We start from the raw sequence: 19,285 nt of genomic DNA, 5'->3' as shown, positions 1-19,285 counted from the left end.
CTGTCTCTCCAGTGCCGGCGATGACGGCCTCCCGCTGCTGTCGACGCGTTCGGGGCCGGGCTGACCAGCAGATGGTCACCCAACGTGGAAGGATGGTCGCTGCCCCGCCAGAAGCCTAACGCGATCCGGTACCAACTCCGAGCGGGGAAACGGAACTTAACGGGCGCCCTGCGGCGTTGAACCCGGATGAACGTACGTTGATCGCCACGAAGCAGTACTCCCCCCGGGACTGGTCGGCGCATCGACGGAAGGAAGGGAGAAGCGGTGCCAGAATCCGGCTCAGCCGTCGAATTCGAGGCATGGGAACCGCCGAGCTGGGACGAGGTCGTCCGCACCCACTCCCCTCGGGTGTACCGGCTCGCCTACCGGCTCACCGGCAACAGGCACGACGCCGAGGACCTCACCCAGGAGGTCTTCATCCGGGTGTTCCGCTCCCTGGCCAACTACACCCCCGGTACCTTCGAGGGCTGGCTGCACCGCATCACCACCAACCTCTTCCTCGACACGGCCCGGCGCAAGGCCCGGATCCGCTTCGAGGGCCTGGCCGAGAACGCCGACGAGCGCCTGGAGGGCCGCGAACCCTCGCCCGCCCAGCGCTACGACGACCGGCACTTCGACGCCGACATCCAGGCCGCCCTGGACGCCCTGCCCGCCGAGTTCCGCGCCCCCGTGGTCCTCTGCGACATCGAGGGGCTCTCCTACGAGGAGATCGCCGCAACGCTCGGCGTCAAGCTCGGCACCGTCCGCAGCCGCATCCACCGGGGCCGCGCCCAGCTGCGCCGGGCCCTGGAACACAGGCGGAGCCTGGCTGCGGCCCAGCGGCAGAAGGACGGCGCGAACGCGACCAACGGGGAGGCGGAGTGAGTAGGGACCACCTGGGGGAACGGCTCTCCGCGCTGGTCGACGGAGAACTCGGGCCCGACGAGCACGAGACCGCCCTCATCCACCTCGCCAAGTGCGAGAGCTGCCGGTTCGAGGCGGACATGCTGCGCCGTCTCAAGAGACGGCTCCACGGCCTGTGCGAGCCCGAACCCGACCACGACTTCATGGGCAGGCTGGCCGGCCTCTCCCGGGACCCCGGCGTCGGCGGAGGGCCCTTCGGAGGCCCTCCGGGGCCACCGCCCGGGAGCTTCGGCTCCAGCGCGCCCCTGGGTTCCTCACGCCCGCTCGGAGGCTTTCCCGGCGAGGTGCCGGCGGTGGATCCGGCACCGGACGCCGGCGGGCGGACCTCCGCCCCGGGGCGGTCCTCCCGGCGCCGCACGGACCGGTTCCCCCACCTCTTCCCCGGTTTCCCGGGCGGCCGCTACGCCGTCGCGGGGATCGCCGTGGCCACCGCGCTGCTCGGCAGCGCCTTCGTGGCCGGGGGCAGCACCGAGGAGGCCCCCGTGGTGGAACCGCGCCTGGCCGACTTCGCCCTCGAGCACGCCGTCACCAGCCGCCACTTCACGGTGGCCGGGACCGGTGCGGACGAGGTCGGCGGTGCGGACGAGGCCGGTCCCGCACCGGCTGAGCGGTGAGGGCGGGGAACCCCTCCGCGCGTACCGCGCCGGCTCCTCTCCAGGCCCTGGCACTGCTGTGCGTCCTCCTTCTGGCGGGAGCGGTCTCTCCCGACGCCGGGGACGTACCCGCCGAGGGCCCCGACGACGGGATGCCCGTGCTGCGCCGCGCCGCGGAGGCGGCGGACGAGGTCGCCTACAGCGCCGTCCGCGAGGTGACCGGGGAGGACGGGGAGAGCGACCTCCTGGTGCGTGTGGTCAACCGCCCCGGTGACGGCATCGCCCTCCTGCCCCTCGAAGGCGCGGAGGACGCCCTGGTCGTCCGCGACTCCTCTCTCCAGGCGCTCGACGACAGCCTGCTGAGCACCTTGGAGGACGTCTACGCCGTCCGCGACGCGGGCAGGGACGAGCTGGGCGGGCGGAACGCCCACCTGGTGGAGGCCCTGCGCGCCGACGGCACGGCCGCGGGCCGGTTCTGGGTGGACGCCGGCACCGGCGTACTGCTCGGCAGCTCCGTGTACGGCGAGCGGGGCGAGCGCGTCCTGGGCTTTCGCACGACCGGCCTGGAGATGGGCGACGAGCACTGGCCCGACCACGCCTCCGGGGACGAGCCCTGGGGTGACGTCCTCACCGGCGGGGAACGGGAGGAGCTGCGCGAACAGGGATGGGTCCTTCCCGAACGCCTCGCCTGGAACCTGTGCCTGGTCGACGCCCGCAGCACCAGTTACGGGGACCAGCGCGTCATCCACGCGGTCTACTCCGACGGGCTCTCCCAGGTGTCCGTTTTCATCCAGCGTGGGAGACTGGACACGGGAAGCCCCGCTGTGCTCCGGAACGGATACCTCGGAACCGGGACGGGGGGAAGCGGCGTCACACCACAGCACGACACGATCCCCGGTGGCGACACGGGCCGGTACCACAGCGTGTGGCAGGCGGACGGATTCGTCTTCACGGTGCTGGCGGACGCCCCCGCGGGTCTGGCCTCGTCCGCGGTGACGGCCCTCCCCGGCCCGGAGGACTCCGGGTTCTGGTCCCGGGTGCGGCGGGGCATGGCCCGGCTCGGCTTCCTGTAGGCCGGCGGGACCGGGCCCGGCCGACACGCCACAGCGACATACGGAGCAGGTCTTGAGTGAGGAACACGGCGGCCCCGGCGGACCCGAGCGGCCGATCCCGCCGACCGGAGGTCCACCCCCCGGATCCGGTGGGGCACCGCAGCCGACCGGCCCCGCCTCCGCCGAACAGCACAGGCCTCCGGGCACCGCCCCCGGCGGCTCGCCCCTTGCCCCCGGACCGACCCAGGGCCGCGCCGCGCAGGGCCCGCCGCGTCAGGGGCCCCAGGGTCCGGCCCTGACCGCTCCGCATCCGGGGGGCGAGCCGCGGCCCCCGGGGCCGCCCCGCGAGCAGAACGCCGGCCGCTTCGGCGGCGCCCCGCCGGACGGGCCTCCTCCTCCGATCGGACAGCCGGCCCCGGCCCGGCCGGGCGGGCGGAGGATCCCCCTGTGGGCGGCGCTCGCCTGCATGCTCGCCGCGGCCCTCGTCGCGGGCGTCGCGGGCGGGGCCGTGGGCGTACTCGCCACCGGCCCGGCCCGGCAGGAGGTCGTGCCCGAGCAGGAGGGCCCGGCCAACAACGAACCTCCTCCCGAGGCACCTCCGCGCGACCCCGACACCATCGCGGGCGTGGCCCAGCGGGTCGGTCCCAGCGTGGTCTCCATCAGCAGCGCGGGCCGCACGGTCCTCACCAGCGGGTCGGGGTTCGTCATCGACGGGAACTACGTCGTCACCAACGACCACGTCTCCAGCGAGCTGGAGGCCGACGGCATCCTCGTCGAGTACAGCGACGGCAACCTCTCCACCGCCGAGGTCGTGGGTGCGGACCCCAGCTCCGACCTCGCGGTCCTGTCGCTCGACGAACCGGTCGAGGTCGAACCCCTGCAGTTCGGCGACTCCGAACAGGTCGTCGTCGGTGACGAGGTGATCGCCATCGGCGCCCCGCTCGGCTACACGGGGACCGTCACCCAGGGCATCATCAGCGCGGTCAACCGGCCGGTGACCTCGGGCGAGGGCCCCGACGCCAGCCGCTTCTACGCGCTCCAGACCGACGCGGCGATCAACCCCGGCAACTCCGGCGGCCCTCTCGTGGACACGCAGGGAAGGGTCATCGGGGTCAACTCGATGATCGTCACCATGGGCTACATGGGAGAGGCCGCGGGCAACATCGGCCTCGGTTTCGCCATCCCCTCGGTCGAGGCCGAACGCGTGGTCCGCCGGCTCATCGAGAACGGTGAGACCACCTATGCCGACATCGGCGCCGACATCGACCTCGACAGCCCCATCGCGGGCGCGGTCGTGGCCGAGGGAACGGGTGCCGTCGAGCCGGGCGGCCCCGCCGACGAGGCGGGCCTGCGCTCGGGAGACGTCATCGTCTCCTTCGCCGGCAACCGGGTGCACTCGGGCCAGGAGTTTCTCGCGATGCTGCGCGACCGCATGCCGGGCGACGAGGTCGGCCTTCGCTACGAGCGCGACGGCGAGCCCCGGGAGACCAGTATCGTCCTCGGCTCCACGAGCGACTGACGCACGGGAGCGGCACATACGAAGCGGCCCCGGCGAGATGCCGGGGCCGCGTTCCGTACGGGGTGCCTAGCGTTTGGTGGGGGAGATGCCCAGCTGCATCCCCGCGAGCCCGCGCGGGCGGCCCACCAGGTTCTCGGCGATCGAGGAGATCACCTTGGAGGCCTCCGCCTCGGGGTCGGTCAGGACCAGGGGCTTGCCCTCGTCCCCGCCCTCGCGCAGGCGGGTGTCCAGCGGAACCTGGCCCAGCAGCGGGATCTGGGCGCCCAGCGTCTTGGTGAGGGCGTCGGCGACCGTCTGGCCACCGCCCTCGCCGAACAGGTGCACCTTCTCGTCGCTGCCCGGAGGCGTGTAGTACGACATGTTCTCGATGACGCCCGCCACGCGCTGGTGGGTCTGGGCGGTGATGGCGCCCGCGCGCTCGGCGACCTCGGCGGCGGCCTGCTGCGGGGTGGTCACCACGATCAGCTCGGCGCCCGGCAGGAGCTGGGCGACGGAGATGGCGATGTCACCGGTGCCCGGGGGCAGGTCCATCAGGAGGACATCCAGGTCTCCCCAGTACACGTCCGACAGGAACTGCTGGAGAGCCCGGTGCAGCATCGGACCGCGCCAGACCACCGGCTGGTTCCCCTGGGTGAACATGCCGACCGAGATGACCTTGATGTCGTGCGCGGTCGGCGGGAGGATCATGTCCTCGACCTTGGTCGGGAAGTCCGAGGCCCCCAGCATGCGGGGCACCGAGTGCCCGTAGATGTCGGCGTCGACGACACCGACCTTGTGGCCCTGGGCGGCCAGGGCCGCGGCCAGGTTCACGGTGACGGACGACTTGCCGACGCCGCCCTTGCCGGAGGCGACGGCGAAGACCTTGGTGAGGGAGTTGGGCTTGGCGAAGGGGATCTCCTTCTCCGCCTGGCCGCCCCGCAGCTTGGTCTGGAGCTCCTTGCGCTGCTCATCGCTCATCACGTCGAGTTCGACGCTGGCGGAGGTGACCCCGGCGACCTTGGTCACCGCCTCGGTCACGTCCTTCTCGATGCGCCCGCGCATCGGACAGCCCGCCACCGTGAGGTAGATGCCGACTCGGACGGAACCGTCGTCGGCGATGTCGACGCTCTTGACCATTCCGAGGTCGGTGATGGGACGGCGGATCTCCGGGTCGTGCACCGTCGACAGGGCTTTCTGCACCTGCTCGGTGGTTGGTGTGGAGGACATGTAGCCAATCGTAGGTCAGCGGGGACAGAACCTGGCCAGTGGTGTCTCTCACCGGCCCACCTGTTCCAACCGGGAAGGGCGCCTCCCTATTCCGGTCACCGGCTCCCGTCAAGGGATACAAGGGTGGAAAAGTGGAGCAAAGGACCGTTCCGGAGGGTAACCACCTGATGGAGACGCGGCCTTAACGTCGGCGATACATGGCCGGATAGTAGTCTCGGCCCACGATGGGAAATGCGTCGCGACCGCCTGGTTCCTCCTGGCCCTCCGCCCCGAAGGGGCCGGAGGGACGGACGGAGCATGCTCAGGAGCAGACGTGGGCGGACCCGCCGGGAGGGGGGAGCGAGGCGTCCCCAGGCGGGCGTTCGGAGGCCGATCGGGGCGTGTGGGCCTGGCCGCCGCCGAGGCCCGTGCGGACCAGCCAGTTCACCCCCGCGGAGATTCCCGGGGGTGAGTTCTATCACAGGCTCGGTCGCACCCGGCACTACCGCTGGTGGACCCTGCCCCTGACCCTGCTGGCGTTCGCCGTCCTGCTGTTCTTCCTGGGGGTCGGCATCGCCCTCGCCACCACGCTGGTCTCCGTGCTGGGCGGCAACAGCCTGATCTCGGACTCACCCCTCAGCGAGATCGGCCAGCTCGCCTTCGGCCTGCTCAGCGTGGCGCTGCTGGCCCCCATCGTGCTGTTCCTCGTGCGCGTGGTGCAGTGGCGCCGGACCGGGACGCTGCTGTCGGTCGAGGGGCGTGTGCGATGGCGCTGGCTGGGTCTGTGCACCGCCCTGGCGATTCCTCCCGCGGCCGTGTGCGCGGCGGCCTTCCTGCTGCTGGCCGAACTGCTCCGGCCCGAACTGGTGCCCAACGAGGACGCCGGGGGAAAGGTGGTCTTCGCCGCGGTCATGGCGGTCGTCCTCCTGCTGGTGCCGTTCCAGACGGCGGCCGAGGAGATCACCACGCGCGGCCTGTTCATGCAGATGGTCGGGGCGCTCGGCCCGCGGCCGGGGGAACCCGGCGGCGACGGCGCGGCCGCCCGTGTCCTGCGGTCGCCCTTCACGGCCGTCACGGCCAGCGGTGTCCTGTTCGCCGCGGTCTACGCGGCCACCCACCCCGGGGACCTGTGGACCACCGCCTCGCTGGCGGTGTTCGGCCTGGCAATGTCCTGGCTCACCTGGTACACCGGGGGGCTGGAGGCCGCCATCGGCCTGCACATGGTCGCCGGCCTGATCCAGTTCACGCTCTGCGCCTTCGAGGGCAGGACCGCGGAGATCGGCACCGGCGCCGTCGTCGGCGCGGGCCTGCCGCTCGGCTCGGGCACGCCTCTGGTCCTCCTCCTGACCTTCGCCCAGACCGCCCTGTACGCGATCGCGGTGCTGTGGGCTGCCCGGCGCCGGAACGTGCGCCGCGTCAGCGCCCGCTCCTGAGGTGCTCAAGGAGTGTGGGTCCCGGCGCCCTCGGCGGCCCCGTCCGACGGCGTCCCCGGGGGCCGGGACCGGGGAAACACCCAGGTGCGGTAGGAGAAGAAGCGGAACAGCGTACCCAGCCCCACACCCACCACGTTGCCCGCGATGTTCTGGGCCAGGGGGCCGTCCAGGCCCAGCACGTACACCGAGAACCCCTGGCACGCCAGCTGGATGAGCATCCCCACGCCGTTCATCGCCAGGAACAGCAGCGTCTCGCGCCCGTAGCCGGTCCGGGCCCGGTCCCGGAACGTCCAGAACCGGTTGCCCGTGAAGGCCACCGCGATCGACAGCAGCGTGCCCAGCACCTGGCCTGCCAGCGGGCCCATGCCGACCACGCCCCACAGCAGGTTGGTCGAGGCGATCTGCACGACGTAGGCGAGGGCGCCGACGGAGCCGAACCTGCCCACCTCCGCGGCGAGCCCGGCCGCCCGTGGGTGCCGGGAGAGGAACGCGCGCATGTTCTGCCTCCAGTCGGTGCGGGGGGCGGCGCCGGAGAACCGGTCACCAGGGCGTGTCCGGCGGACGGCCGCCCCGAGGTGCGGCGCCCCGGCACGTTCCCCAGCGCGTCCGGGCCGGCCGCCGGGGAACCGCCACGTCCCCTCCCGCCCCGGGAGAAACGCACCGGCACACCGCTCGTGACGGGCGGCGTCCACCGGACACACCCTAGACTCTGACCGGAGGCGAGGCCCCGGCCGCCGGCTCCGGGCCGCTCCGGTCGCCCGTGGTGTGCGGGAGCCGCCCCTCACCGCGGTTGTCGAGCATGTGAGTTGAGGAACTGTGAGCGAGCGTAACCGCACTGTCCCCCGCGTGGGAATGGTGGGAGGCGGGCAGCTCTCCCGGATGACCCACCAGGCCGCCATCGCCCTCGGGGTGGACTTCTCGGTGCTGGCCGCCGACCCGGCCGACAGCGCCGCACTGGTCTGCGGCAGTGTCACCCTGGGCGACGACCGCGGGCTCGAGGACGTCCTGGCCTTCACCAAGGCCCAGGACGTGGTCACCTTCGACCACGAGCACGTGCCCGAGGACGTCCTGCGCGCGGTGGAGGAGGCGGGGGGCCTCCTGCGCCCGGGCCGCGCCCCTCTGCGCTTCGCCCAGGACAAGCTGAGCATGCGCACCCGCCTGGCGGAACTGGACGCGCCCGCTCCGCGCTGGCGGGCCGTCTCCGAGCCGGGACACGTCGAGGAGTTCGCACGGGAGACCGGTTGGCCGGTCGTCATCAAGGCCTCCCGCGGCGGTTACGACGGCAAGGGCGTGTGGGTCGTCGGGGACGGGTCCGAGGCCCGCGCGGTCGTCGAACGCGCCGCTGCCGAGGGCGTTCCCCTCCTGGTGGAGGAGAAGGTGGCCTTCCGCCGGGAGCTCGCGGTCCAGGTGGCGCGCTCCCCGCACGGGCAGGTCGCCGTCTACCCGGTGGTGGAGACCGTCCAGCGGGGCGGCGTCTGCCACGAGGTGATCGCCCCCGCACCCGGGCTGTCCGAGGACAAGGCGCTTCGTGCCCAGCAGCTGGCCATCGAGATCGCCCGGGCACTGGACGTCACCGGGATGCTGGCCGTGGAGCTGTTCGAGACCGAGGACGGCGTGGTCGTCAACGAGCTGGCCATGCGCCCGCACAACTCCGGTCACTGGACCATCGAAGGCGCCCGCACCTCCCAGTTCGAGCAGCACCTGCGCGCGGTGCTGAACCTGCCCCTGGGCTCGCCGCGCACCAACGCGCCCTTCACCGTCATGGCCAACCTGCTGGGCGGCGAGGACCCCGAGGTCTACCGCCGCTACCTGCACGTCATGGCCCAGGACCCCGAGGTCAAGGTGCACTTCTACGGCAAGGAGGTGCGCCCCGGCCGCAAGATCGGACACGTCACGGTGACGGGTGAGGACCACCGCGACCTGCTGCGGCGCGCCCGCGCCGCCGCCGACCACCTGCGAGGAGACGACCAGTGAGCAACAGCCAGGCCCCGGCCGTGGGCATCGTGATGGGATCGGACTCCGACTGGCCGGTGATGCGCGAGGCGGCCGAGGCGCTGCGCGAGTTCGACGTTCCCTTCGAGGCCGATGTGGTGTCCGCGCACCGGATGCCGCACGAGATGATCTCCTACGGTGCCGAGGCCGCCGGGCGGGGCCTGAAGGCGGTCATCGCCGGCGCGGGCGGCGCCGCCCACCTGCCGGGCATGCTCGCCTCGGTGACCACGCTCCCGGTCATCGGCGTTCCGGTACCGCTCAAGTACCTGGACGGCATGGACTCGCTCCTGTCCATCGTGCAGATGCCCGCCGGTGTCCCGGTGGCGACGGTCGCGGTGGGCGCGGCCCGCAACGCGGGCCTGCTGGCGGTGCGGATGCTGGCCGCGCACGACCCCGAGCTGGCCGACCGCATGGCCGCCTTCCAGGAGGACCTGAGGAAGCAGGCCCACGCCAAGGGCGAGCGCCTGCGCCGTGAGGCCGCCTCGGGCGACCGCCCCACGGGCTTCGGCAGGTAGGCCGACCGGTGCTCTCGGCCCCGGACCCGCCCCGCGGCGGGCCTCCGGGGCCGTTCCGTGCTCTCAGCCGTCCGACCGCAGGAGGGAGTGCAGCCCCTCCATCGCCTGGTCGACGGTCGGGAGAGCACCGGGATCGACGAGGTACTGGATGACGTATCCGGTGATGAGGTTGTACAGGAGCGATCCCGTGCCCGCGGCCGTCGCGTTGTCGACCTCGTCGGAGGGCACGTCGAGGACGAGCGCGGCCAGTTCCCGCCGCCCCTCGGCGATGCCCGCGGCCAGGGCCTCGCGGACCGTCGCGTCGAACTGGGCCTGGGTGTAGGCCTGGACACTGGCCACCAGCAGGTCACGCTGCTCGGGGAGCGTCTCGAAGAGCGAGGAGAGCAGGGCCCGCAGCCGCTTGGAGGGCGCCTCGGCGCGCGAGGCCACCACGGCCCTCTCGAAGACGTCGCCCCACTCGCCGGTCGCCTCCAGCACGGCGGCGTTCATGAGGTTGTCCTTGGACCCGAAGTGGTAGCCGATGGAGGCCAGGTGCGCGCCCGAGGCGGCGACGATGTCGCGCGCGGTGGTCTTGTGGTAGCCCTTCTCGACCAGGCACTTGCGGGCGCCGGCCAGGAGGTCCTCGCGTTGGCTCATGGCTCCACCCTAGCATTTTGTACGTACGTACATATTGACGCGAGATTTTGACGTACGTACGATCAAGGCATGTCGACCGCGACCTCCGAAAGCCGGGCCACCGCCCGCACCTGGGTCGGACTGGCCCTCCTGCTGATTCCCGCACTCCTGGTGTCCATGGACCTCTCGGTCCTCTTCGTCGCCGCGCCCGCCATCACCGAGGCGCTCGCCCCCACCTCCGCCCAATGGCTCTGGATGATGGACATCTACGGCTTCGTCCTGGCCGGACTCCTCGTCACCATGGGCGCGCTCGGCGACCGCATCGGGCGCCGCAAGCTGCTCCTCGGCGGCGCCCTGCTCTTCGGAGCGGCCTCCGCACTGCTGTCCCTCGCCCCCACCGCCGAACTGTTCATCGCCGGGCGCGCTCTGCTCGGGGTGGCGGGAGCGACGCTGGCCCCCTCCACGCTCTCCCTCATCCGGGACATGTTCACCGACCCTCGCCGACGCAGCACCGCGGTCGCCGCCTGGACCACGGCCTTCACCGGCGGTGCCGTCGCCGGGCCGATCCTCGGCGGAGCACTCCTGGAGTTCTTCCCGTGGGGCTCGGTCTTCCTGGTCAACCTGCCCTTCATGGCCCTGCTGGTGGCCGCGGCCCCGTTCCTGGTCCCCGAGTCGCGGGGCAGCGGCGCCGCCGGATTCGACCTGCCCGGTGCGGCCGCCTCGCTCGTCGGCGTCCTCGGCCTGGTCTACGCGCTCAAGCGCTTCACCGAGCACGGCGCCGACGTCTGGGGCCTGGCCGCCCTCGCGGGAGGTGTCCTCCTGCTGGCGCTCTTCGTCCTCCGGCAGCGCCGCGCCGCGCACCCGCTGATGGACATCACGCTCTTCAGCCGGCCCGCGTTCACGGCGGCCGTCGGCGGCAACACCGCGGTGGCCTTCGCCACCGCCGGGCTGGGCCTGCTGACCCTGACCTTCCTGCAGACCGTGCACGGCCTCGGCCCGCTCCAGGCCGCACTGTGGTCCCTGCCGACCATGGCCGGCACCGTGCTGGGGGCGGTCCTGGCCGGAACGCTCTCCGCGCGTGTGCGCCCGGGGCTCCTCATGGCCGCGGGCCTGCTCGTGGGCGCGGGCGGGTTCGCGGTGGTGGGCACGGTGGAGCCGCACGACCCGCTCACGCTGATCATCGGCGGCTACACCCTGCTGACCTTCGGCATCGGCATCGTGGCGACCCTCGCCAACACGCTGGTCCTGGCAGCGGCGCCGCCCGAGCGGGCCGGATCGGCGGCCGGGGTCGCCGAGACCAGCAGCGAGTTCGGTGCCGCGCTGGGCATCGCCGTTCTGGGCACGGTCGCGGCCGCGGCCTACCGCACGGGGGTGCGGGAGGCACTGCCGCAGGTGGACGGGGCGGCGGCCGAGACGGTCGCGGGCGCCCTGTCCGAGGCTCCGCGGGCGGCCGACCCGGCCGCTCTGCTGGAAGCGGCCTTCACCGCCTACACGGACGGACTCACCACCGCGGCCCTCACCGGGGCGGCGGTGCTGGCGGTGGTCGCCCTCCTGGCCGCGGTGGCCCTGCGGGGGCTGCGCCCCGAGGCCTCCGAGTGACGGAACGGCCCCGGCACCGCACTGCGGTGCCGGGGCACGGAAGAGGGGACTACTGCCGGCCCAGCGCCCGGTAGGTCCAGCCGGCCGAGCGCCAGAAGGTCGGGTCGAGCGCGTTGCGCCCGTCCACGATCCGCTTGTCCGCCACGACCTCGCCCAGGGCCTCCGGGTTGGCCTCGCGGAACTCCTGCCACTCGGTGAGCAGCAGGACCACGTCGGCGCCGGCCGCGGCCGCGAGCATGGAGTCCGCGTAGTTCAGCTCCGGGTGCTCCTGCCGGGCCCGCTCCAGGGCCTGCGGGTCGTACACCGTCACGCGGGCGCCCAGCGAGGCGATCGTGGCCGCCACGTCCAGCGCGGGCGAGTCCCGGATGTCGTCGGAGTTGGGTTTGAACGCCGCGCCCAGCACGGCGACCGTGCTGCCCGCGAAGTTGCCGCCGATCAGCTGGCGGGCGATGTCGATGGTGCGTGCGCGGCGGCGCTGGTTGATCGCGTCCACCTCGCGCAGGAACGACAGCGCGGGCTCCACGCCCAGCTCGTCCGCACGGGCCATGAACGCGCGGATGTCCTTGGGCAGGCAGCCGCCGCCGAAGCCCAGACCCGGACCCAGGAACTTGCCGCCGATCCGGTCGTCGTAGGAGAGCGCCTCGGCCAGCTGGATGACGTCGGCGCCGGCGACCTCCGACACCTCCGCCATCGCGTTGATGAAGGAGATCTTGGTGGCCAGGAAGGCGTTGGCCGCCACCTTGACCAGCTCGGCCGTCTGCAGGTCGGTGAGGAGGAAGGGGACACCCTCGTCGATCTGCTGCTGCCACAGGGAGCGCACGGCCTTCTCGACCCGCGGGGAGTCGGTGCCCAGGACGATCCGGTTCGGGTGCAGGGTGTCCTCCACCCCGAAGCCCTCACGGAGGAACTCCGGGCTCCACCCCAGTTCGGCCTCCTCGCCGACAGGTGCCAGCGCGGCCAGGCGCGCGGCCAGCGTGGCGGCGGTGCCCACCGGGACGGTGGAGCGCCCCACGACCACGGACGGCCGGGTCAGATGCGGGGCCAGCTGGTCCACCGCGGAGTTGACGTAGCGCAGGTCGGCGGCGCCGGACCCCTCCTGCTGGGGCGTGCCCACACAGATGAGGTGCAGGTCGGCGAAGGCGGCGGCCTCGGCGAAGGAGGTCGTGAAACCGAGGCGGCCCGCCTGGAGGTTCCGTTCGAGGAGCTCGTCGAGACCGGGCTCGTAGAAGGGCACGCTGCCGGCGCGGAGCGTGTCGATCTTGGCCTTGTCGACGTCGAGCCCGAGCACCTCGAAGCCCATCTCGGCCAGACAGGCCGCGGTGGTGGCGCCCAGGTACCCCGTACCGATGACGGAGACGCGCATACGGTCCGCTTCGACCACTGGTTGTGTCCTTCCCCGCTTCCATCCGCCCTCGTGCTGCTGATGATGCCCGCCGGAGCCGGTCACCACGCCGCTTGAGGGCAGAAATCGGACATGCTTTGGCCACCAGAGAAGCACCCGGTGGTGCGGAGCATCACCTTACGCGCCGCCTTGTGGCGCACGACCGAACACGACATGAACAGTCAGGCGCTCAGGTTACCGCCGCGTCCGGGCACACTCCGTACCGGAGGGGCTCAGCGTGTCTCCCCTCCCGCGTCCGGGTTCAGCGGCGCCCACACAGTACCGCTCTCGTCGCGCACGAAGGGAGTGGTGGTCTTGTTCGGATCGCCCGCGGAGGAAGGGTCCACGACCACGGTCGGCGGGACCTCCGGCGGTTGCGGAACGGTGTCGGGCACCGGTGCCGGGGGCTCCGTGTCCTCGGGGACGCCGAAGACCTCGGGGGCCGCCGCGGGGGCGGCGGGGACAGCCGTCCGCCAGCGGGACGGGACCGCCGCGGAGAACAGCAGCAGTGCGCCCAGCAGCAGCGCCGTACCCGTGCCGGGGCCGCCCGGGTACAGGGAGCTCTCGTCGTTGAGCCAGGACAGCGCACTCCCCATCGACGCGGGGTGCACCGCCGGCCACAGGGCCAGGGCGGTGAGCAGCGCCCCCGACGCCCCGGCGGCCAGGGGAGAGATCCTCGCCGCCGCCACATAGGCGGCGGCGAAGCCCGCCAGGCACAGCACCGCGGCCGATGCCACGGAGGCGAAGGACACCTCGCCCTCGACGAGCCGGGGCAGGGACCCCGAGGCCCAGGCGACGGCAATCCACAGCACAGGGGCCAGGGCGACACCTGCGAGCAGGCCTGCCAGATGGCGGAGCACGGAAGCACCCTCCTTCGCGGGGATCTCACCCGCAGATGTTGTCCCGGGCGGTCGAGGTCTCCGGAGCGCCGGAGGACTCCCCCTCCGGCGCCGCGGTCCCGGACCCGGGAGAGTCGAACGTCGTGTAGTTGGCACCGATCACGATCTGCAGCTCACCGGCCAGGGTGGCGTCCTCGACGGCCTCGGAGCCGGGGACGAGCGAGGACAGGTACTCGGCCGCCTCCGCGTCCTCGGGACCGTACCTGACCTGGGTGATGTCGACGCCGCTGCCGTCCCAGTTGGTCGCGGGGGCGGCCACCCCGAAACCGGCCTCCTCCAGTGCCGCGTCCAGCTGCGCGCCCAGACCGGAGGTCGCGGTGGCGTTGAACACCCGCACGCTCAGGTCCTGGGGGCGCACCTCGGGGGAGTCCTCCTCCGGTTCGGTGACGGGCCGGTCCGCGCGGACCGCGGCGAACAGCTCCCGGGCCGCGGGCTCGTCCCACAGCAGGGCCACGTCCCCGTGCGGCGTCCGGTAGTCCATGTCGGCGATGGGGACCTTCGTGAAGGCGACGGCGGACAGGTCCAGGTCGCGCATCTGGTAGGCGAGGTCGTTGAGGGCGGAGGTGTCCAGGCCGTCGTCCACGGTCACCGACGACAGCGCGCTCTCCAGGAACGCGGTCAACTTGGCGGGGTCGGACAGGGTCTCGGTGTCGAGGGCCCGGTCCAGCATCGCGGCCAGGACCTGCTGCTGGCGGTCGATGCGGTCCAGGTCGCCGTGTGTCGTGGCCCGGGTGCGGGCGAAGGCCAGGGCGCCGGTCCCGTCCACCTCGTGGGTGCCCGCCGCCATGTCCAGCTTCGCCTTGGGGTCGTGGATGGGTTCGGGCAGGCAGACCCGGATTCCGCCCAGGGCGTCGACCACGTCCACGAATCCGGCGAAGTCCACCTCCACGTAATGATCGATCCGCACGTCCGTGACGGATTCCACGGTCCGCACGGCCAGCTGCGGGCCCCCGAAGGAGTAGGCGGCATTGATCTTGTTGCTGCCTTCGCCCGGGATCTCCACCCACAGGTCGCGCGGAATGCCGACGACGGTGACGCGGTCGCGTTCGTGGTTGAGCCGCACCAGCATCATGGTGTCGGAACGGCGGCCCTCGGAGGCGCCGCCGCCGAGTTCACCGCTCTCGTCCTCCCGGCTGTCGGAGCCGATCACCAGGAAGGTCAGACCGCCGGTCGCCTCGGGGCGGTCCCCCTCGGTCAGGCCGCCGAACACGTCGAACCGGTTCAGTGCCCCCGACATCCAGCCGGTGAACGCCCACGAGGTGCCCGACGCCAGCAGGACCAGGACGGACAGGGCCGCCATCAGCACCACACCCGTGCGGCGCCGCCGCACGGCCCGGCTCGGCACGGTGATCCGACCCGATCTCGGCGACCGGCGCCCCTCGGGGGGCAGGGGCTGGGAGCGCTCGCGCCGGAACGCGTCCGCACCAGGTCGCTGCGGTCCTCCGCTGTCGTCGTTCATCGTCCCCGTCCCACCCCGGTCACGGTGTCTTTACCCCTAGGTTGTCACCTGATCCCACGAAGGGAGCAGGATGTCGGACCTCGGCGTGTTGTCTTTCTTTTCGGCCTTCCGGTGTATCCGGAGATGTGCTTTCCCCGGATGCGTCCATCTGGCCGGACTCTGGTAATTTCATTTCCCGCCGTGCGGCGACAGGATGCCGTACGGCTTTCAGGGAACGCGAGGATTTCTCCTCGACCCCCTGTCTTCCCCCGGACACGGAGACGGAATTCGTGTTTCGTTCCCCGGTCCCCTTCCACGGAGCTGCACGCATGGCTGCGCACTACCCCACGGAACCGGTCTCCGACAAGGACTGGCTCGTCACCCTCCTGCTCACCTTCCTCGTCGGAGGCTTCGGCGTCCACCGCTTCTACGTCGGCAAGATCGGCACCGGCGTCCTCATGTTGCTGACCTGCGGTGCCCTCGGCATCTGGACCCTGATCGACTTGATCATGGTCATCGTCGGCAACTTCAAGGACGCCCAGGGCCGTCCGATCCGACGCACCGCCTGAGACCGACAGGCCCTTCCACCCGGGCCCGGCCGACCCGTTCGGCCGGGCCCGGGGGTGCAGTACCGTTGACGCGCGTACACCCCGCCGTCGCACGCCGATGCGCCCCGTACGGCTGTGGCCGCGTACCCCGTCGTTCCGACACGTCTTGATCTTGGGAAGTGCCCGTGTCCTGGCCGCCAGTCTCCGTCGTCATGCCCGTACTCAACGAAGAGCGCCACCTCGCCGCGGCGGTGGAACACGTCCTCGCCCAGGACTACCCCGGCGACCTGGAGGTCGTGCTCGGTGTGGGGCCCTCGACGGACCGCACCCGCGAGGTCGCCGACGCGCTGGCCGCCGCCGACCCCAGGGTCAAGGTGGTGGACAACCCCACGGGCAAGACCCCGGCAGGGCTCAACGCCGCCATCGGGGCCTCCTCGCACGACATCGTGGCCCGCATCGACGGGCACGCGATGATGCCGTCCGACTACCTGCGTGTGGCGGTGGAGACCCTGCGCGAGACCGGGGCCGACAACGTCGGCGGCATCATGGCGGCCGAGGGCACCACCCCGTGGGAGAAGGCCGTCGCGGCCGCGATGACCTCCAAGATCGGCGTGGGCAACGCCCGCTTCCACACCGGCGGCGAGGGCGGCCCCGCCGACACCGTCTACCTCGGTGTCTTCCGGCGCTCCGCGCTGGAGCGCGTGGGCGGCTACGACGAGGCCTTCCTGCGGGCCCAGGACTGGGAGATGAACCACCGCATCCGCCAGACCGGTGGAACGGTGTGGTTCCAGCCGCGCATGCGCGTGTCCTACCGCCCCCGCCGCAACGTCCGCCTGCTCGCCAAGCAGTACTTCCACTACGGTCGCTGGCGGCGGGTGGTCGCACGCCAGCACAAGGGCACCATCAACCTGCGCTACCTCGCCCCGCCGATCGCCCTGGCCGGAGTGGTCGCCGGGCTGCTCGGGGGCTTCCTCCTCTGGCCGCTGTGGCTCGTGCCCGCCGCCTACGCCGCCCTGATCGTGCTCGCCTCGGTGCCGCTGGGCCGAGGCCTGCCCGCCGCGAGCCTGCCGCTGATCCCGGTGGCCCTGGCGATCATGCACATGTCATGGGGCGCGGGCTTCATCACCAGCCCGCCCGGCCTCGGCTCGGACTCCCGTACCGCCCAGGCCGCCAGGGCCTAGTTTATTTTGGGGCCTCCGCTGTGTTTGCCTGGGGCCTCCGCTTCGCTTCGTCCCGCCCGTCGCCCGCCACCACCCTCAACGGACGGCCTTCGGCCGCAGCCCCCTTGTTCGGGCGCCTTTCGGGCGCGGTTCTTCGTCGCTGCGCTCACTGTGCTTGCTTTGGGGCCTCCGCTTCGCTTCGGCCCCTGCTCGGGCGCCTTTGGGGCGGGGTTCTTCGTCGCTGCGCTCACATCCTCGTTCCTCGGATGTTCGCTCCGCTCCTGCAGAACCCCGCCGGCGCCCTCACGGCACACCCCCTGGGGCGCGGGTGTGCTTGCGGGTGACCGGCGCTTCGCTCCGCTCCTGCAGAACCCCGCCGGCGCCCCTGTGCTTGCTTTGGGCTTCCGCTTCGCTTCAGCCCGCCCGTCGCCCGCCACCACCCTCGACGGACGGCCTGCGGCCGCAGCTCCCTTGTTCGGGCGCCTTGAGGGCTCGGGTGGGTCTGCTGGGGGCTGTGCTTCGGGGGCGGCCTCACGGTTGGAGGGTGGGGCTGCTTTCGAGGGCGGCGACCGTGCCGGGGACGTCGTCGACCACGACCGCGTCCACACCGGTCTCGGCTAGGAGGGCGGCCTCGGCCGGGTCGGGGCACCACACGGCCATCTCCAGGCCTGCCCGGTGCGCCAGGTCCACGGTGTACGCCACCGGGCGGCGGCCGGGCAGGGAGCCGTCCCCGGTCAGGCCGAAGGAGCGCACGTCCACCGCGACCACGGGGCAGCCGAGGCCGACGGCCCCCGCCACCGCCTGGTCCAGGGGGTTGCGGACGAAGGGCATCCACGCGGTCGGCACCTCCGGGGCGCCGTCGCGGACCGCCGTCAGGACCCCCGGGTCGAACGAGCAGACGAACACCCGGCGCCGCGCCGCCTCGCGGCGGAGGTGGGGCATCAGCAGGGAGACGGTCCGCCGCGAGGGGGCGTCGACCGCGTCCTCCATCACCGTCTTCACGTCGACGTCGAGGCCCGTTCCGGCCGGAATCGCCGCCAGCCCCTCCGCCAGGCCGGCCAGACCGGCGGCGCGGCACTCCTCGGCGGAGAGGTCCACGATCATGCGCCCGTCGTCCAGGGCGGCGTTGTGGTACAGCACCAGCTCGTCGTCGGCGGTGCGGCGCACGTCGATCTCGACCCAGTCCGCGCCGGACGCCACCGCGGCGGCGAAGGACGCGGGGGTGTTCTCCCGGGCGCCGTCCACCACGCCCCGGCCCGCGCCCCGGTGCCCGATCACCTCGGTGGCGGAGAAGACCCTGCTCATGCCCGACCCCCGTCCGGAACGGACGCGTTCCGCAGCCGGCGCAGCAGCGTCTCGGCGAGTTCCACGTCTCCCGGGTTCGTCACCTTGATGTTCGTCTCCTCACCCGGCACGATCCGGACCTCCTCCTCCGGCAGGTAGCGCAGGACGACGCCGCAGTCGTCGGTGGCGACCAGGTCCGGGTCGGCCGTCGCCAGTTCGTAGGCCCGGCGCACGGTCCCCAGCCGAAAGCCCTGGGGCGTCTGCATCCGGCGCAGCTGCGAGCGCGGCGGAACCTCGGCGATCGCCTCGCCGCCGCGCCCCGGCGCGACCCGAACCACGGTGTCGGAGCTGGGCACCGCCACCCCCACCGCGTTGGCCTCCGCCAGCGCCGACACGCACGCGCTGATCGTCGCGGGCCGCACCAGCGGGCGGGCGGCGTCGTGGAGCAGGGCGATGTCGGTGTCCGCGGCGCCCTCCATCGCGGCGAGCGCGGCGCAGGAGGTGTCGGTGCGGGTGGCCCCGCCGGGGAGCACCCGGCTGACCTTGGTGAACCCGGCCTCGGCGACGATGTCCTCGACCCGGCCCACGTGCTCGGCCACCATCAGGACGACGACCTCGTCCACGTCCGGGCACGCCTCGAACGCGGCGACGGTGTGCTCGATGATCGGCCTGCCCTCCAGGGGCAGCAACTGCTTGGGGAAGGAGGCGCCCATCCGGGCACCGACCCCTCCGGCCAGAACCGCCGCGATCACGCGCGGGCCCATGCCCTCACCTCTTGCTCTTCCACAGCTCTCACGGCCACCCTCCCAATCGAAGGGAAATCGATACAGGAGACCCCCGCGGGCAACGAACCGGGCGCGAACTCACTCTTCTGCGACAGACCCTGCGCACCGCGTGACAATGCCCACGTCCCGGACCCGGGTTTCCCCGCCGTGAGGCTAGCGGATGCCCGGCAGGGTTCGGGAGGTCACATTCGGGATACGGATGTGCGGCAGCTCGGTGGGCGCACTCCGGCCGTCACAGCGGTAACCTATGGACGCCTGTTTGGCGTGCCCGGTACAGATCTCCCCTGATTCGGTCGTGGAGCCGGGCGCGGTCCATGACATCCCCCGGGTCCCCGGACACACCCCCCGTCGTACAGGGACCGGGCACGGGGCGGACCGCGTGTG

The 19,285-nt window shown here is 72.4% G+C and carries 18 protein-coding genes; 10 read left to right on the top strand and 8 right to left on the bottom strand.

Annotated elements, in window-relative coordinates; genetic code table 11:
- Positions 1-264 precede the first annotated feature (264 nt).
- Genes sigE through FHS13_RS04005 form a run of 4 tightly spaced genes read left to right on the top strand, consistent with a single transcriptional unit; the run spans position 265 to position 4,067 of the window.
- A complete protein-coding gene (sigE, locus tag FHS13_RS04020) occupies positions 265-864 on the top strand; it encodes an RNA polymerase sigma factor SigE (RefSeq protein WP_184287617.1) in 600 nt (199 codons plus the stop codon).
- The gene (locus FHS13_RS04015; protein ID WP_184287614.1) at positions 861-1,517 is read left to right on the top strand and encodes a zf-HC2 domain-containing protein; all 657 of its coding nucleotides are present in this window, start codon (positions 861-863) and stop codon (positions 1,515-1,517) included. Before sigE ends, FHS13_RS04015 begins: the two co-directional genes overlap by 4 nt.
- Positions 1,514-2,569, top strand: coding sequence for a sigma-E factor regulatory protein RseB domain-containing protein (locus FHS13_RS04010; protein ID WP_184287611.1), 1,056 nt, complete (start codon positions 1,514-1,516; stop codon positions 2,567-2,569). Before FHS13_RS04015 ends, FHS13_RS04010 begins: the two co-directional genes overlap by 4 nt.
- A gap of 52 nt (positions 2,570-2,621) precedes the next feature.
- On the top strand, positions 2,622-4,067 hold the full coding sequence (locus tag FHS13_RS04005; RefSeq protein WP_246404391.1) for a S1C family serine protease: 1,446 nt from the start codon (positions 2,622-2,624) through the stop codon (positions 4,065-4,067).
- 66 nt (positions 4,068-4,133) lie between these two features.
- Here FHS13_RS04005 and FHS13_RS04000 read toward each other — a convergent pair whose 3' ends face one another.
- Positions 4,134-5,273, bottom strand: a complete 1,140-nt coding sequence (locus FHS13_RS04000; protein ID WP_184287608.1) for an Mrp/NBP35 family ATP-binding protein — start codon at positions 5,271-5,273, stop codon at positions 4,134-4,136.
- Positions 5,274-5,680: 407 nt separating this feature from the next.
- On the opposite strand from FHS13_RS04000, the gene FHS13_RS03995 reads away from it, so the two are divergent.
- Positions 5,681-6,685 carry a CPBP family intramembrane glutamic endopeptidase gene (locus FHS13_RS03995; protein ID WP_343064888.1) on the top strand — a complete coding sequence of 335 codons (1,005 nt, stop codon included), beginning with the start codon at positions 5,681-5,683 and terminating at the stop codon, positions 6,683-6,685.
- A 5-nt stretch (positions 6,686-6,690) separates the two neighbouring features.
- Here FHS13_RS03995 and FHS13_RS03990 read toward each other — a convergent pair whose 3' ends face one another.
- Positions 6,691-7,182 carry a GtrA family protein gene (locus FHS13_RS03990; RefSeq protein ID WP_184287602.1) on the bottom strand — a complete coding sequence of 164 codons (492 nt, stop codon included), beginning with the start codon at positions 7,180-7,182 and terminating at the stop codon, positions 6,691-6,693.
- Between the two features lie 319 nt (positions 7,183-7,501).
- Between FHS13_RS03990 and FHS13_RS03985 the strand changes: the two genes are divergently transcribed.
- Positions 7,502-8,659 carry a 5-(carboxyamino)imidazole ribonucleotide synthase gene (locus FHS13_RS03985; RefSeq protein ID WP_184287599.1) on the top strand — a complete coding sequence of 386 codons (1,158 nt, stop codon included), beginning with the start codon at positions 7,502-7,504 and terminating at the stop codon, positions 8,657-8,659.
- A gap of 32 nt (positions 8,660-8,691) precedes the next feature.
- Positions 8,692-9,192, top strand: coding sequence for a 5-(carboxyamino)imidazole ribonucleotide mutase (gene purE, locus FHS13_RS03980; RefSeq protein WP_184287993.1), 501 nt, complete (start codon positions 8,692-8,694; stop codon positions 9,190-9,192).
- Between the two features lie 63 nt (positions 9,193-9,255).
- Here purE and FHS13_RS03975 read toward each other — a convergent pair whose 3' ends face one another.
- Complete coding sequence (locus tag FHS13_RS03975; RefSeq protein ID WP_184287596.1) at positions 9,256-9,828, bottom strand: TetR/AcrR family transcriptional regulator; 573 nt, start codon at positions 9,826-9,828, stop codon at positions 9,256-9,258.
- A gap of 69 nt (positions 9,829-9,897) precedes the next feature.
- Between FHS13_RS03975 and FHS13_RS03970 the strand changes: the two genes are divergently transcribed.
- A complete protein-coding gene (locus FHS13_RS03970; RefSeq protein WP_184287594.1) occupies positions 9,898-11,406 on the top strand; it encodes an MFS transporter in 1,509 nt (502 codons plus the stop codon).
- Positions 11,407-11,455: 49 nt separating this feature from the next.
- Here the strand turns inward: FHS13_RS03970 and FHS13_RS03965 are convergent, their stop codons facing one another.
- The 3 genes from FHS13_RS03965 to FHS13_RS03955 all read right to left on the bottom strand — a co-directional run bounded on the left by FHS13_RS03965 (position 11,456) and on the right by FHS13_RS03955 (position 15,145).
- Entirely contained in the window at positions 11,456-12,787 is a 1,332-nt protein-coding gene (locus FHS13_RS03965) for a nucleotide sugar dehydrogenase (protein ID WP_184287591.1), read from the bottom strand.
- A gap of 233 nt (positions 12,788-13,020) precedes the next feature.
- Positions 13,021-13,647, bottom strand: coding sequence for a YIP1 family protein (locus FHS13_RS03960; RefSeq protein ID WP_184287589.1), 627 nt, complete (start codon positions 13,645-13,647; stop codon positions 13,021-13,023).
- A 25-nt stretch (positions 13,648-13,672) separates the two neighbouring features.
- Positions 13,673-15,145: an LCP family protein gene (locus FHS13_RS03955; RefSeq protein WP_184287586.1), complete on the bottom strand. Its 1,473-nt coding sequence runs from the start codon at positions 15,143-15,145 to the stop codon at positions 13,673-13,675.
- 308 nt (positions 15,146-15,453) lie between these two features.
- Here FHS13_RS03955 and FHS13_RS03950 point away from each other — a divergent pair, with 308 nt between their 5' ends.
- Positions 15,454-15,693, top strand: a complete 240-nt coding sequence (locus FHS13_RS03950; protein ID WP_184287581.1) for a TM2 domain-containing protein — start codon at positions 15,454-15,456, stop codon at positions 15,691-15,693.
- Between the two features lie 164 nt (positions 15,694-15,857).
- Complete coding sequence (locus tag FHS13_RS03945) at positions 15,858-16,853, top strand: glycosyltransferase (protein WP_184287578.1); 996 nt, start codon at positions 15,858-15,860, stop codon at positions 16,851-16,853.
- Positions 16,854-17,363: 510 nt separating this feature from the next.
- Here the strand turns inward: FHS13_RS03945 and FHS13_RS03940 are convergent.
- Together FHS13_RS03940 and FHS13_RS03935 are read right to left on the bottom strand one after the other, a co-directional pair.
- A complete protein-coding gene (locus FHS13_RS03940) occupies positions 17,364-18,137 on the bottom strand; it encodes a glycerophosphodiester phosphodiesterase (RefSeq protein ID WP_184287575.1) in 774 nt (257 codons plus the stop codon).
- Complete coding sequence (locus FHS13_RS03935; protein WP_184287572.1) at positions 18,134-18,880, bottom strand: IspD/TarI family cytidylyltransferase; 747 nt, start codon at positions 18,878-18,880, stop codon at positions 18,134-18,136. Before FHS13_RS03935 ends, FHS13_RS03940 begins: the two co-directional genes overlap by 4 nt.
- Positions 18,881-19,285: the final 405 nt, after the last annotated feature.

It is taken from the genome of Nocardiopsis algeriensis (genome assembly GCF_014203695.1).
Lineage (GTDB): Bacteria > Actinomycetota > Actinomycetes > Streptosporangiales > Streptosporangiaceae > Nocardiopsis > Nocardiopsis algeriensis.
The sequence above is the reverse complement of the archived record's forward strand: the minus strand, read 5'-3'. Positions and strand labels throughout refer to the sequence as shown.

Excerpts from the sequence above, each read along its gene's own strand:
- FHS13_RS03975 (WP_184287596.1), bottom strand. The coding sequence starts at position 9,828 with ATGAGCCAACGCGAGGACCTCCTGGCCGGCGCCCGCAAGTGCCTGGTC.
- FHS13_RS03990 (WP_184287602.1), bottom strand. The coding sequence starts at position 7,182 with ATGCGCGCGTTCCTCTCCCGGCACCCACGGGCGGCCGGGCTCGCCGCG.
- FHS13_RS04000 (WP_184287608.1), bottom strand. The coding sequence starts at position 5,273 with ATGTCCTCCACACCAACCACCGAGCAGGTGCAGAAAGCCCTGTCGACG.
- FHS13_RS03955 (WP_184287586.1), bottom strand. The coding sequence starts at position 15,145 with ATGAACGACGACAGCGGAGGACCGCAGCGACCTGGTGCGGACGCGTTC.
- FHS13_RS03935 (WP_184287572.1), bottom strand. The coding sequence starts at position 18,880 with ATGGGCCCGCGCGTGATCGCGGCGGTTCTGGCCGGAGGGGTCGGTGCC.
- purE (WP_184287993.1), top strand. The coding sequence starts at position 8,692 with ATGGGATCGGACTCCGACTGGCCGGTGATGCGCGAGGCGGCCGAGGCG.
- FHS13_RS03950 (WP_184287581.1), top strand. The coding sequence starts at position 15,454 with ATGGCTGCGCACTACCCCACGGAACCGGTCTCCGACAAGGACTGGCTC.
- FHS13_RS03970 (WP_184287594.1), top strand. The coding sequence starts at position 9,898 with ATGTCGACCGCGACCTCCGAAAGCCGGGCCACCGCCCGCACCTGGGTC.
- FHS13_RS03940 (WP_184287575.1), bottom strand. The coding sequence starts at position 18,137 with ATGAGCAGGGTCTTCTCCGCCACCGAGGTGATCGGGCACCGGGGCGCG.